Origin of the sequence: Intestinimonas sp. RTP31139st1_F5_RTP31139_211217, from assembly GCF_040226735.1 — a bacterium.
Classification (GTDB): domain Bacteria; phylum Bacillota; class Clostridia; order Oscillospirales; family Oscillospiraceae; genus Intestinimonas; species Intestinimonas butyriciproducens.
Genome location: NZ_JBCOAQ010000003.1, coordinates 124,751 through 138,128 on the forward strand (window position 1 = coordinate 124,751; position 13,378 = coordinate 138,128).

Sequence of the window (13,378 nt, forward strand, 5' to 3'; positions counted from 1 at the left end):
AGAGGTATGACACCATGAACACCCAATTCCTCCCTGTCTCCCAATCTGATATGAGGGCCCGCGGCTGGGAGGAGTACGACTTTCTGCTCATCACCGGCGACGCCTACGTGGACCACCCCTCCTTCGGTCCTGCTATCATCGCCCGGGTGCTGGAGGCGGAGGGATACCGGGTGGCCGTCCTGGCCCAGCCGGACTGGAAGGGGCCCGCGGCCTTTGCCTCCTTGGGTCGGCCCCGGCTGGGGGTGCTGATCTCCGCCGGGAACATCGACTCTATGGTGGCGCACTACACCGTGGCCAAAAAGCGCCGCCACGACGACGCCTATTCCCCCGGAAATAGGCCGGGACTGCGCCCGGACCGGGCCACCATCGTTTATGCCAACCGGATCCGGGAGGTGTTCGGCGATATTCCGGTGGTCATCGGCGGTCTGGAGGCCAGCCTCCGCCGCTTCGCGCACTATGATTACTGGGAGGACAAGGTCCGACGCTCCATCCTCTTTGACGCCCAGGCTGATCTGCTGGTGTACGGCATGGGGGAGACGGCCACCCGGGAGATCGCCGGGCGTCTGGCCTCCGGGACTCCGATATCGGAGATCACCGACGTGCGGGGCACCTGCTTCGCCGCCAGGGACCCCGGCGCGTGTGCCTACCCCATGGTAGAGGTGCCCTCCTTTGAGAGCGTCTCCTCCGACAAGCGGGCTTATGCCCGGGCCAATATGACTGAGTACAACGAGCACGACCCCATCGTGGGAAAGGCCATTCTTCAGCGCCACGGACGGGAACTGCTGGTCTGCAATCCCCCGGCGATGCCCCTCACCACCGAGGAGCTGGATCGGGTCTTTGAGTTGCCCTATGTCAGGGAGCCCCACCCCATGTATGACCAGATGGGGGGCGTGCCCGCCATCGAGGAGGTCCGCTTCTCCGTCATCCACAACCGGGGCTGCTTCGGCGCCTGCAATTTCTGTTCCCTGGCCTTTCATCAGGGGCGCATCATCTCCTCCCGCAGCCATGAGAGCGTGGTCCGGGAGGTCACGGAGCTGACCAGGCACCCCGGCTTCAAGGGATATATCCACGACGTGGGCGGGCCCACCGCCAACTTCCGCCGGCCCGCCTGTAAAAAGCAGCTCAAGGCGGGGCTCTGCAAGAACCGGGCATGTCTCTCCCCGGAGACATGTCCCAATGTGGACGCCGACCACACGGATTATCTGATGCTCCTGCGGAAGCTGCGCGAGATTCCGGGGGTAAAAAAGGTGTTCATCCGTTCCGGGATCCGCTTCGACTACATGATGAAGGACCAGAGCGGGGAGTTTTTCGCAGAATTGGTGAAATATCACGTCTCGGGGCAGCTCAAGGTGGCTCCGGAACACTGTGTCAACGGCGTGCTGGACGAGATGGGCAAACCCCATGTGGAGGTCTATGAGAAGTTCCGCCAGAAGTATGAGCGGCTCAATCAGAAGTACGGCAAAGAGCAGTATCTGGTCCCCTATCTGATGTCCTCCCACCCAGGCTGCACCCTGGACGACGCGGTGCGCCTGGCCGAATGGCTGAACAAGTCGGGCCGTCAGCCGGAGCAGGTCCAGGACTTTTATCCCACGCCGGGCACCCTTTCCACCTGCATGTATCACACCGGGCTGGACCCCAGGACCATGGCGGCGGTGTACGTTCCCACCGACGCCCACGACAAGGCGATGCAACGGGCCCTGATGCAGTGGAAGCGCCCGGAGAAGCGGCCCCTGGTGCTGGAGGCGCTTCGCAGGACCCACCGGGAGGACCTGATCGGCTATGGCCGGGAGTGCCTTCTGCGGCCTAACCGCCCGGCGGCGGGCTCACGCCCCCAGAGCGGCGGAGCCAGGCCCGCCGGAAAGCCCCAGGACCAGAAGCTCAAGCAGAGGGGCAAACGGGTGGAGCACAACGACGTCCAGCCCAAGCGGAAGGCGGGATGGGCCAAGCCGAAGGCCAGGAAAAACGCCAAGCCGGGGAAGGGGCGGCGGTAAAAATTTTCCCGCGGGCCGCAACCTTTTCAGGCGACGGGGCGTCAAAACGGCAAAAAGAGGAGATGAGGTGACCCATGGAACTGCGCTATAATCTGACAAGGGACGACTATCTCCGGGGACTCAGCCTCCACGAAGGGCGGCTGAAAGGGCCTCTGTCAGTGCTGCGCCTGGCGGCACGGCTACTGTTCCTGCTGCCGACGGGAGTGGGCGCCCTGGGACTCTTGATGCTGGGGGTGGTCTGCGTCTGGGGAGAGTGGGAGGAGGGGTTCACCCGGGTCTTGGGTCTGCTGCTGGTCCTGCTGATCGTGGGCGCGCTGGAAGTGGCCCTGCTGTCCCCGCAGTGGCGTGCCGGAAGGCGGCTGCGCGTGAACCGCCCCGACGCGGCCTTTTTCGGGCCCCATGCGGTAACACTGACGGCGGAAGGGGTGGCGGCGCGGTATGGGGAGAACCGCCTGGTGCTGCCCTGGGGGCAGCTCACGGAGGTATGGACGAAAAAGGGTTTCTGCCTCCTCTATACGAAAAGCGGGCCATGGGAGGTTTTGCCGCCCTGCGCCTTTGAACACGAGGCGCAACGGAAGGCGTTCACGGCGGCGCTGCATGGCGCTGTGTCCGGAGACGTGCCGTGGGAGGCGGACGAACAGGATGTCGAGGCTGCGGACCGGCTCCCCCAGGCGGAGATCACCCTGGAGTATACCTGGGAAGCGCCTGAACTGTGCCGCGTGTTGACGCTGGCCAACCTGCGCTATGCCCACACGCGGCTATTCTGGACGCCCGCCAGGATCGTGATGTCGGTTTTTGGGCCCTTTGTACTGCTCACAGGCATTCTGACCGGGATCAGCGTGGGGACGTCCATTCCCCGGGAGGGGACGGCGGAATGGCTCTATGCCCTGGGGATCGTCCTGATAGGGCTGGGTCTGTGTGTGCCGCTGCTGATGCTGCTCCCGCCCGTGCTCCGGTTCCTGGTGTCCCGGCAGGAACGAAAAGGAGCCCTGTGGAGCATGCTGGACGGCCCCCAGCGGGAGCTGTGGTGGTCCGGCGGAATGGTGAGCCTCCATGGAGGCGAGCGGGAGACCGCCCGCTGGGACCAGGTGGCGGCGGTCTGCTCCGAGGAGGAGGGGCTCGTCCTCTTCCGCAGGGACAACACGCTTCATGTCTTTCCTGCCAAGGCATTCCCCGACTGGGCGGCGCAAGAGGCCGCGGCGGAATATGCCCGGAGCCATATGCAGAAATAGGCGAAAAAGGCGCGGGGACCCGCGCCTTTTTTCTGTAACCTTTTTCAGTGTCCGGCGCTTATGAGATAGAGGGGGGAGAACGATGCATGCCGACGCGCTGGAGGCGCTCTACCGGGATCACTATCGCGCCGCGCTCCTCTATGCCCTCTCCCTGTGCGGGGACCGGGACCTGGCGGAAGACCTTGTGTCCGACGCATTCGAGGCAGCGCTGCTGACCCTTGACGACAGCCACCCCAGCGTCCGCTACTGGCTGCTCCGGGTGTGCAGGCACCTGTGGCTGGATGAACTGCGCAGGCGAAAGCGCCGCCCCACCGTGCCGGCGGAGGGGCTGGACCTGCCGGTACCGGAGGCGGTTCTGGAAGGGCTGCTGCGGGAGGAGCGGTATGCCGCCCTCTACCGGGCGCTGAGAAAACTGCCGGACCAGCCCAGGGAGCTTCTGACGCTCCACTACTTCAGCGGACTCTCCCTGAGACGGGCGGGAGAGCTCACAGGGATGACGGAGGGAGCTGCCAAGACGGCGCTTTGCAGGGCGCGGCAGAGGCTGAGAACCATTCTGGAGGAGGACGGCTATGAAATTTGAAACGCTTTATGAACGCTATCGTTCCGGCACGGCCACGCCGGAGGAGGCGGAGCTGGTGGAGGAAGAGCTTGCAAAATACCGCCTGCTTACCGACTACGTGGCTGAACACGACGAACTGGACCTGCCCGGAGGGCCGGAGACGGGGGAGGAGAGGGGAGAGGTCCGCAGAGTTAGACAGGCGGTGCGGAGGGTCCGGGCGGGAACGGTCCTGTTGGCCTTCGTCCTCGTGCTTCTAGCCCTCCTGGCCTGGCGGTTTGCCGCCGTCCCCCTGCTCAACCGATATGTGCTCTACGATCCGACGGCAGACGGCGACAACTATCTGGATTCGTTGGAGCTGGAAGTGGCCGTGCTGGAGAGCCTCCATTTCCCGGAGTGGTCCAGCCAGACGGTGTATGCCCAGGAGACCGGCCTGGGCTCCTACGACCTCACCCTCTATGAGAGCGACCTGGCGGCGGGGGAGTGGACTGCGACCAAGGGAACCATGGATCTGGCGGGCATTCGTTTTGAGGAGGACTTTTATCGCCGGTGGGTGGCCATCAACCAATTCACCCGGGGGACCTATCCCTATTATGCCACGGAGCAGGTACCCGGACACAGCCCGGAGGAGACGGCGGCGGCTCTGGCCGAACTGCCGGACTATCTGGATGCGACACTGTCTCTCTCCTTTGCGCGGGACCTCTCCATGGAGGAATTCGCCGGGCTGGCCGGACGGTATCCGGACCTGCGGTTCCAGTGGGTGGGAGTGCGCATCAACGATGGGGAGCGCAGGCAGCTCCTGCCCCTGGCGGGCTTTGACGCGGCGGGGCTGAGCATGCTGGGCGCGGAGGAGGACGAGGAGCGATATCCCTTCCTGTGGCTGTCCCTCCACAGGGAGGACAGCGACCTGGGAAAGGTCTATACCGGGCACTTCCTGGCCCTGCTCGGGTACCAGGCGGAGCGGGCGGTCCTGGTGGAAAAGATCGGCGGGCCGGCGGGGAGCTACTACCGGGACGCCTTGTGCTATGTGGAGGAGAACGGCGCATACACTTACGGCGTCTACGTCTCAGGCCGGCCGGAAACGCTGGCCGCCCTGTGCGGCGAGGCGGAAGCCGAGTGGGTCGGGATCGAATCCCTCCGGCTTTCAGCGCGCTTTGAGAGTTGAATGTGGTGAAACCAGCGGGGCGGGGACATCAAGTCCCCGCCCTTCCCTTTTGTAGAGGCGCTGGAGGAGGAAAAAACCTTCAGAAAAAGCGGTGGGACGAGAGACGCATCCGCCGTGCGCCGCCGACTTCGGGTGGGATGGATAAATTTCTTGTTTTTTTGGGATGGGTATACTATAATTATTTATGTATTTTAACGGAGGAAGCGGGCTGATCATTATGCAATCTGAGAACGTCATCGAGATGCTCCACATCACGAAGGAGTTCCCCGGGATCATTGCCAACGACGACATCACCCTGCAGCTGCGCCGGGGAGAAATCCATGCCCTTTTGGGGGAGAACGGCGCGGGCAAGTCCACCCTGATGAGCGTCCTTTTCGGCCTATATCAGCCTGAGGCGGGGACCATTAAGAAAAACGGCGAGGTTGTGAAGATCAACGATCCCAACGACGCCACCGCCTTGGGTATCGGCATGGTACACCAGCATTTCAAACTCATCGAGGTATTCACCGTACTGGATAACATCATCCTGGGCGCGGAGACCACCAGAATGGGGTTTTTGCAGAAAAAGGCGGCCCGCGCAAAGGTGGAGGCCCTGTCGGAGCGGTACGGCCTGAAGGTGGACCTGGACGCCAAGGTGGAGGACATCACGGTGGGGATGCAGCAGCGGGTGGAGATTTTGAAGATGCTTTATCGGGACAACGAGATCCTCATCTTCGACGAGCCCACGGCGGTGCTCACGCCCCAGGAGATTGACGAGTTGATGGCCACCATGCGGGAGTTTGCCAAGGAGGGGAAATCCATCCTCTTCATCTCCCATAAGCTCAACGAGATCATGGCCGTGGCAGATCGTGTCACCGTGCTGCGCAAGGGAAAGTACATCGGGACCGTGGAGACCAAGGATACGGACAAGCAGTCCCTGTCCAATATGATGGTAGGACGCCCTGTCCAGCTGGAGGTCGTAAAGGAGACGGCCAGGCCGGGGGACGCGGTGCTGCGGGTGGAGAATCTCGTGGTCCCGTCCAAGGGGCACAAGCGCAACGCGGTCAACAACGTCAGCTTTGAGGTCCATGCGGGGGAGATCCTCTGCATTGCAGGGATCGACGGCAATGGTCAGACGGAACTGGTCTATGGGCTGACTGGTCTGGAAAAGAGCGGCGGAGGAAGCGTGACCCTGTGTGGACACGATATTTCCCATGCCTCCATCCGTCAGCGGGGGACCCAGATGAGCCATATTCCGGAGGACCGGCACAAGCACGGCCTGGTGCTCGACTTTACGCTGGAGCAGAATATGGTGCTGCAGCGGTTCCAGGAACCGCAGTTCCAGCATATGGGCTTTATCGACCGGGGCGCTGTGCGCAGTTACGCGGAGCATCTGATCGAACAGTATGACGTGCGCTCCGGACAGGGGCCGGTCACCATCGCCCGCAGCATGTCCGGCGGCAACCAGCAAAAGGCCATCATCGCCCGGGAGATCGACCGGGAAAAGCCCCTGATCGTGGCGGTGCAGCCGACCCGAGGCCTGGATGTGGGCGCCATCGAGTACATCCACAGCCAACTGGTGGCCGAGCGGGACAAAGGGAGAGCGGTGCTGCTGGTCTCCCTGGAGCTGGACGAGGTCATGAGCCTGTCCGACCGCATCCTCGTGATGTATGAGGGTGAGATCGTGGGCGAGCTGGACCCCAAGGCCACCAACGTACAGGAGCTGGGCCTCTATATGGCCGGCGCCAAGAGAACGACGAAAGCGGGTGAGCAGGTGTGAAGCAGAAGCTTTCCAGTTTATACGGCAGGGATGGGACCAAGGCGGTCCTGGCATCCCTGATCTCCATCCTGATCGGCCTGGCGGTGGGCAGCGTCATCATCCTGATTGTGGGCCTTGCCAATCCCGCCCTGGGGCTGTCCAGCGCCTGGGATGGGATCCGCCTGGTCTTCGGTGGTCTGGTCAGCACCGGGCGCGACGCGGCGGGCAGCCTGACCTTCGGCTTCAACCCCACAAACATGGGCAACATGCTCTTCCGGGCCACGCCGCTGATCCTGACCGGACTGTCAGTGGCGGTGGCGTTTAAAACCGGACTCTTCAACATCGGCGCCCCGGGACAGTACCTGATGGGCACTGCGGCCACCCTGATGATTGCCCTGGGTATCCCCTCCGAGACGGTGCCCGCCTGGCTGATCTGGGCGCTGGCCTTTGTGGGCGGGATTCTGGCGGGCGCCCTCTGGGGCTGCCTGCCGGGCCTGGTAAAGGCGTTTCTGAACATCAACGAGGTGCTGGCCTGTATCATGACCAACTGGATCGCGGCAAACCTGGTCACCTGGATGTTTGACGGCAGCCAGTTCCGCAACGTGGTGGAGAACACCAAGAGCGGCTACATCTATAAGACGAGCTTCAACGGCGTGGAGACCGCCAAGCTGGGGCTCAACAAGCTCTTCCCCAATTCTCAGGTCAACGGCGGGATCGTGATTGCCGTGGTGATCGCCGTGCTCGTCTATATCCTGATGTCCAAGACCACCCTGGGCTACCAGCTCAAGGCCTGCGGCAGCAACCGCCATGCCGCCCGCTATGCCGGCATCAACGACAAGCGCAACATCGTGCTCTCTATGGCCATTGCCGGCGGACTCTCCGGTGCGGCGGCGGCCCTCTACTACCTCTCCGGCAATACCGAGTTTTTCTGGTCCACCTACCAGTCCCTGCCCGCCATCGGGTTCAACGGTATTCCGGTGGCCCTGCTGGCGGCAAACAACCCCATCGCGGTGATCTTTACCGGCTGCTTTATGTCCATGCTGGATATCGTGGGTCTGCAGCTTACCAACCTGACCGCTTACAACGAGTATATCACGGATGTGATCATCGCCACGATCGTATATCTGAGCGCATTCTCACTGCTGATCCGGATGCTGCTCGACGGACGGAAAAAGCGCAAAAAGGCGATCGCGGCACAGGCCGGAGGGACGGATACGGGCGCCGGACCGTCCTCCGGGGCGCAGGAAGGAGGCGAGCAGGCATGACGTTTCTGATTCAGCAGACCTTGATTTACGCGGTCCCTTTGATGATCGTGGCCTTGGCCGGCGTCTTTGCCGAGCGCAGCGGTATCATCAACCTGGCTCTTGAGGGCATTATGATCTTCGGTGCCTTCACGGGGGTGCTCTTTGTCAACCTGACGCAGAAGGCCGGTATCTTCGCGGCGGCGAAAGCGGCGGACAACTGGGTGGCGCTTCAGGGCTTTGAGCTGCTGGCCATGTTGGTGGCGGCGGTGCTGGGGGCGGTGTTCTCCCTGCTGCTCTCCTTCGCCTCCGTGAATCTGCGGGCCGATCAGACCATCGGCGGCACGGCCCTGAACCTTATGGCCCCCGCCCTGGTGCTCTTTCTCATCCGTATCCTGGCCAACCAGAATACGCTTCAGATGGCGGAAGGCGATGCCGCCAGTTGGTTCATGATCAAAAAGACCACGCTGGGCTTTGACCGCACAGCAGATCTGGGCTTTTTCGGCAACACCTTTCTCCATAAGGTCTATCTGGCTACCTATGTCTGTATCCTTCTGTTTGTGGTGCTGTCCATCATCCTCTATAAGACCAGATTCGGTCTGCGTCTGCGCTCCTGTGGCGAAAATCCCCAGGCGGCCGACTCGCTGGGGATCAACGTCTATAAGATGCGCTACGCCGGGACCACCATCTCCGGCGCGCTGGCGGGCATGGGAGGCTTCGTTTACGCTCTGACCACCGCCAACTGTGCCGCTACCGGCGATGTGGCGGGGTTCGGCTTTCTGGCTCTGGCGGTCATGATCTTCGGCAATTGGAAGCCGCTGAACATTGCCGGCGCCGCGCTGCTTTTCGGCCTTTTCAAGTGCGTGGCGGCCTCCTACGCCAGCATCGATATCAATGGAGATGGGGTGTACCTGCTGGCGCAGATCGGCGTGAGCCCCCATTTCTACCGGATGCTGCCCTATCTGATCACGCTGATCGTGCTGGCCTTCACCTCCAAAAAGTCCAGGGCGCCGAAGGCAGAGGGCATCCCCTACGACAAGGGCCAGCGGTAAGACACGGGCCGCCGGACGGAACGATTCTGCCGCACAGAAAGGCAGGGGCCGCAAGACCCCTGCCTTTCTGCTCCAGGGGCGGATGCGCGACAGATGCGGGCCGTCCTGCGTCGGAAAAATTGTACTTGGCTTTTCGGACGATTTCATTTATAATGACTACAGAATGTAGGCAAGGGAGTCTGTCATTTATGAGAATTTATCAAGAGGCGGATTATGCGGCCATGAGCCGCCGATGCGCCAATTTGATTTCGGCCGAGGTCATCCGAAAGCCGGACTGTGTGCTGGGGCTGGCCACCGGGTCCACTCCGGTGGGAATCTACCATCAGTTGGCCGAATGGAACCGGAAGGGCGATCTGAGCTTTTGGGACGTCATCACGGTAAACCTGGATGAATACAGAGGGCTCGCCCCTACCCATACCCAGAGCTATCGTGATTTCATGCAGAAAAACCTCTTCGACCACATCGATATCCGACAAGAGAACACCTATGTGCCCAATGGCATGGCGCAGGATCCGGAAGAGGAGTGCAGTCGGTACGACAGCATGCTCCGCGCGCTGGGCGGCACGGACCTCCAGCTTCTGGGCCTGGGGAGGAACGGACACATCGGGTTTAACGAGCCGGGCCCCGCTTTTATCAAGGAAACCCATGTGGTGGAGCTGTCCCAGAGCACCATTGAGGCCAACGCGCGCTTTTTTGAAAGTGCGGATGAGGTGCCGCGGCAGGCCATTACCATGGGCATCGGCTGTATCATGGAGGCACGCCGGGTGCTGGTGGCGGTGAGCGGTGAGGACAAAGCCGAGGCCGTCTACCGCTCTTTCTGCGGCCCGATCACACCGGAGGTACCCGGCTCCATCCTGCAGCTTCATGGCGACGTGGTCCTGGTGGGAGACCGGGCGGCGCTGTCCAGACTGCCGGACACCAGTGAGGAAGCGTGTTAATGACCGGAATGGGTGTCCCCCGCGGCTGACCGCGGTGACATAGAAAAAGGCCCCGGGCCCTTACTCCTACCTTATAGGGGCACGGGAGCCGTAAAAAAGGAGGAGACCTAACCCGCCGGGCCGGCGGTGCGGCAGTGTGGAGACCTGTCGTAACGTCCGCGGAGCTATGCGCTCTGCGGGCGAGGGGGTACTTGCGGAGGCATTGCCCCTACGGCCTGTGTACATGGCAACTGTGACCCTGAAAAACGTGAAGAAGATTTACGACAACAAGGTGACGGCGGTCCACGATTTCAATCTGGAGATCGCGGACAAGGAGTTCATCGTTCTGGTGGGCCCTTCCGGCTGTGGCAAGTCCACCACGCTGCGTATGGTCGCCGGGCTGGAGGAGATCAGCGAGGGGGACCTCCTGATCGGCGACAAGAGGATGAACGATGTGGAGCCCAAGGACCGGGACATCGCCATGGTCTTTCAGAACTATGCCCTTTATCCCCACATGACCGTGTACGAAAATATGGCCTTCGCCCTGAAGCTACGGAAGCTGCCCAAGGACGAGATCGACAAGAAGGTGCGGGAGGCCGCCGAAATCCTGGACATCACCAGCTATCTGGACCGTAAACCTAAGGCGCTTTCCGGCGGTCAGCGCCAGCGCGTGGCCATCGGCCGCGCCATCGTGCGCAATCCCCAGGTCTTTCTGATGGATGAGCCGCTCAGCAACCTGGATGCCAAGCTCCGTAATCAGATGCGGGCTGAGATCATCAAGCTTCGCCAGCGCATCGACACAACCTTCATCTATGTCACCCACGACCAGACCGAGGCTATGACCTTGGGTGACCGCATCGTCATCATGAAGGACGGCTATATCCAGCAGATCGGCACCCCGCAGGAGGTATTTGAGCACCCTGCCAATATCTTTGTGGCCGGGTTTATCGGCACTCCGCAGATGAACCTGTTTGACGCCAAGCTGGTAAAGACCGGCGGCGGCTACTCGGTGGAGGTGTGCGGGGCCATGATGCCCCTGTCTGAAAAGATCCAGCAAGGGCTGGCCGACAAGGGTGCGGAGACGCGGCCCGTGACCCTGGGGATCCGTCCCGAGCATATCCATCTCCAGAACGGCGCGGGGGAGCACACCATCGCCGCCAAAGTGGACGTGTCCGAGATGATGGGCAGCGAGATCCACCTGCACGTAAACGCCGGCGGCAAGGATGTGGTACTGCGCATCCCCACTACGGAGCTGGCGGAAGAGCAGCGGGGCGGTATGGGCTACGGCACCGAGTTGCACTTTACCTTCCGTGAGGACTTGGTCCACCTCTTCGACCCGGAGACGGGAAAAAACCTGCTGTGAACGGGAAAACGGAGATCGTGTCCCGCTGTTGTGTGAAATTTTGTGACATGAGCTCCCGATAAAAAAGGATGGCGCTCTGCCGGAAAAGGCGGAGCGCCATCCTTTTTACTGTGATTGGGGCAGGACAAAGACAAAACGCGCGCCGCCGCCGGGTGCGTCGGAGAGCGTGAGGCTCCCGTTGTGCAGAGCGGCGATCTCACGGGCCACTGAGAGCCCGAGACCGTAGTGGGACCGGTCCCTGCGGGAGGGATCGGCCCGATAAAAACGCTGAAAAATTTGCTCCTTTTGATCGTCCGGGACACCGGGGCCGGTGTCCGACACAAGGAGGAGGAAGCGGCCCTCACCTGCGGAGATGGATACCTCGACCCGACCGCCTGCAGGGGTATAGCTTAGGCCGTTGTCGATGAGAATGGAGAGAAGCTGAGCCACCCGCTCTCCGTCGCAGTGGCAGCGGGGAAGGGGCTGTGCGGGGAGCAGAGGCGTCAACTGGATATCTGCCTGACGGGCCTGGGCCTCAAAACCCTCGCATACTGTAAGGACCAGGGTCTCCAACTCCACTTCTCCGGGGAGCATGGACCAGGAGCCACTGTCGGCGTTGGCCAGGGACAGCAGGTCGCCTACCAGACGGGACATGCGCAGACACTCCCCGTCGGCCAGCACCCGGAAGTGCTCTGCTCGATCTGGCGGTGCTTCCTGGAGGGCGGTGAGACCGCTGTGGATGACGGCCAGAGGAGAGCGCAGTTCGTGAGAGGCGGCGGCGATGAACGCAGCCTGCTTTTTTTGGCTCTCTTGAATGGGGCGCAGGACATGGCCGGCAAAGCCCCAGGAGAAAAGGGCGAGTAGGCCCAGCCCTAGGAGTGTGAGGGCACCGAAGGCCCAGAATTGGGCGGAGATCTGCGCCCGCTCCGGAGCCATGGAGCGCACCACTGTGATATTGGCCCAGCCGCTGTCCAGCGGGACGACGGCACAGGCCGCCCGGAATCGCTCGCCACTGTCGGAAAAGAGAAAGCGTACCTCCTGGTCCTGGAGGCGGGAATCCGGTGGTTGCATCGGATCGAAGCCTTGGGACAAAGCGGAGGCCCAGGCCAGCGCCACCAACCGGTCCCGATCCTCCAGGCGAGTGGCGCCGGAATAGAGGAGCGGAGCGCCATTGAGCTCTATGGCGAGGATCAGAGCGCCGTTGTTTTCCGTCTGGGAAAGCCAGGTATGGTCCAAAACAGGCTGGCTGCGCAGGTGATAGAGGATAGCGTTTACATCGCTTTGAAAGGAGGCATCGGCTTTCTCCGAGAGCTGCCGCTGGGATACCAGGGAGAAGGCGGCAGCCATCGCCAGCAGAATGATGCCCGTGATCAGGGTGCACTGCAGTGCCAGCCTGTGCCGGGCTCGCTCAAACATGGCCTCGCTCCAAACGGTAGCCCACGCCCCGTACGGTGCAGACTTCCAGGACGCTGCCCACCTGCCGGAGCCTCCGGCGGACGAAATAGACGTAATTATCCAGATTTCCGTCCTCCACAGGGGCATCTGGACCCCAGACCCGGGAGAGAAGGACCTCACGGGTAAAGGTCTGTCCCGGGTGGCGAAGAAGGGATTCCAGCAGGGCGGACTCCCGCTTGGAGAGGGAGCACTCCCCCTCTGTGCCTATGAGGATGCGCTGCCCGGGATCGAAGACCACATCCCCCAGGCGCAGAGGACCCGGACGCTCCCAACGGCGGGGCCGCCGGGCCATAGCTTGGACTCGTGCGGTGAGCTCGGCAAGGTCAAAGGGCTTCACTAGGTAGTCGTCCGCGCCGGCGTTGAGACCCTGGACTCGATCCGCCACTGCGTCCAGTGCGGTGACGATGAGGACAGGGGTGGAAATGCCGTCGGCACGCATCCGCTCCAGTACAGTGGTGCCGCTTAGCGTAGGGAGCATCCGATCCAAGATCACTAGGTCGTGAGCTTGTTGGCGTACCCAGCGCAGGCCGTCATCCCCATCGTGGCATACATCCACTGTAAAGCCTTCCCGTTCCAGGTGGTAACAGACCACTTCACAGAGCTTTTCGTCGTCTTCTATCATCAGGATACGCACAAAGAGTCCCCCTTCCTGCAGATGCCAGAATAAATTGTATCATATCTGTCTCTAA

The 13,378-nt window shown here is 62.0% G+C and carries 11 protein-coding genes; 9 read left to right on the forward strand and 2 right to left on the reverse strand.

Features of this window, described 5'->3' with window-relative positions:
- The first annotated feature begins 14 nt into the window (after positions 1–14).
- The 9 genes from ABUA09_RS04155 (at position 15) to ABUA09_RS04195 (ending at position 11,255) form a co-directional block, all read left to right on the forward strand.
- Entirely contained in the window at positions 15–1,991 is a 1,977-nt protein-coding gene (locus ABUA09_RS04155) for a YgiQ family radical SAM protein (protein ID WP_033118200.1), read from the forward strand.
- A gap of 74 nt (positions 1,992–2,065) precedes the next feature.
- The gene (locus ABUA09_RS04160) at positions 2,066–3,223 is read left to right on the forward strand and encodes a hypothetical protein (protein ID WP_349949098.1); all 1,158 of its coding nucleotides are present in this window, start codon (positions 2,066–2,068) and stop codon (positions 3,221–3,223) included.
- An 82-nt stretch (positions 3,224–3,305) separates the two neighbouring features.
- Positions 3,306–3,803, forward strand: a complete 498-nt coding sequence (locus ABUA09_RS04165; RefSeq protein ID WP_058118091.1) for an RNA polymerase sigma factor — start codon at positions 3,306–3,308, stop codon at positions 3,801–3,803.
- The gene (locus tag ABUA09_RS04170) at positions 3,793–4,944 is read left to right on the forward strand and encodes an anti sigma factor C-terminal domain-containing protein (protein WP_208318914.1); all 1,152 of its coding nucleotides are present in this window, start codon (positions 3,793–3,795) and stop codon (positions 4,942–4,944) included. Before ABUA09_RS04165 ends, ABUA09_RS04170 begins: the two co-directional genes overlap by 11 nt.
- A 217-nt stretch (positions 4,945–5,161) precedes the next feature.
- Entirely contained in the window at positions 5,162–6,703 is a 1,542-nt protein-coding gene (locus tag ABUA09_RS04175) for an ABC transporter ATP-binding protein (RefSeq protein ID WP_033118196.1), read from the forward strand.
- A complete protein-coding gene (locus ABUA09_RS04180) occupies positions 6,700–7,947 on the forward strand; it encodes an ABC transporter permease (protein ID WP_033118195.1) in 1,248 nt (415 codons plus the stop codon). Before ABUA09_RS04175 ends, ABUA09_RS04180 begins: the two co-directional genes overlap by 4 nt.
- A complete protein-coding gene (locus ABUA09_RS04185; RefSeq protein WP_033118194.1) occupies positions 7,944–8,975 on the forward strand; it encodes an ABC transporter permease in 1,032 nt (343 codons plus the stop codon). Before ABUA09_RS04180 ends, ABUA09_RS04185 begins: the two co-directional genes overlap by 4 nt.
- Positions 8,976–9,163: 188 nt before the next feature.
- Entirely contained in the window at positions 9,164–9,913 is a 750-nt protein-coding gene (gene nagB, locus ABUA09_RS04190; protein WP_058118089.1) for a glucosamine-6-phosphate deaminase, read from the forward strand.
- A 223-nt stretch (positions 9,914–10,136) separates the two neighbouring features.
- Positions 10,137–11,255: an ABC transporter ATP-binding protein gene (locus tag ABUA09_RS04195; protein ID WP_195615343.1), complete on the forward strand. Its 1,119-nt coding sequence runs from the start codon at positions 10,137–10,139 to the stop codon at positions 11,253–11,255.
- A 105-nt stretch (positions 11,256–11,360) separates the two neighbouring features.
- On the opposite strand, the gene ABUA09_RS04200 is transcribed toward ABUA09_RS04195, so the two are convergent.
- Positions 11,361–12,650 (reverse strand): sensor histidine kinase, encoded by a 1,290-nt coding sequence (locus tag ABUA09_RS04200; RefSeq protein WP_195974134.1) that lies wholly within the window; start codon positions 12,648–12,650, stop codon positions 11,361–11,363.
- Entirely contained in the window at positions 12,643–13,323 is a 681-nt protein-coding gene (locus tag ABUA09_RS04205) for a response regulator transcription factor (protein ID WP_349949099.1), read from the reverse strand. Before ABUA09_RS04205 ends, ABUA09_RS04200 begins: the two co-directional genes overlap by 8 nt.
- Positions 13,324–13,378 lie beyond the last annotated feature (55 nt).

Bases quoted from the DNA above. Each gene is read 5' to 3' on its own strand.
- ABUA09_RS04155 (WP_033118200.1), top strand. From the start codon at position 15: ATGAACACCCAATTCCTCCCTGTCTCCCAATCTGATATGAGGGCCCGC.
- ABUA09_RS04160 (WP_349949098.1), top strand. From the start codon at position 2,066: ATGGAACTGCGCTATAATCTGACAAGGGACGACTATCTCCGGGGACTC.
- ABUA09_RS04165 (WP_058118091.1), top strand. From the start codon at position 3,306: ATGCATGCCGACGCGCTGGAGGCGCTCTACCGGGATCACTATCGCGCC.
- ABUA09_RS04170 (WP_208318914.1), top strand. From the start codon at position 3,793: ATGAAATTTGAAACGCTTTATGAACGCTATCGTTCCGGCACGGCCACG.
- ABUA09_RS04175 (WP_033118196.1), top strand. From the start codon at position 5,162: ATGCAATCTGAGAACGTCATCGAGATGCTCCACATCACGAAGGAGTTC.
- ABUA09_RS04185 (WP_033118194.1), top strand. From the start codon at position 7,944: ATGACGTTTCTGATTCAGCAGACCTTGATTTACGCGGTCCCTTTGATG.
- nagB (WP_058118089.1), top strand. From the start codon at position 9,164: ATGAGAATTTATCAAGAGGCGGATTATGCGGCCATGAGCCGCCGATGC.
- ABUA09_RS04195 (WP_195615343.1), top strand. From the start codon at position 10,137: ATGGCAACTGTGACCCTGAAAAACGTGAAGAAGATTTACGACAACAAG.
- ABUA09_RS04200 (WP_195974134.1), bottom strand. From the start codon at position 12,650: ATGTTTGAGCGAGCCCGGCACAGGCTGGCACTGCAGTGCACCCTGATC.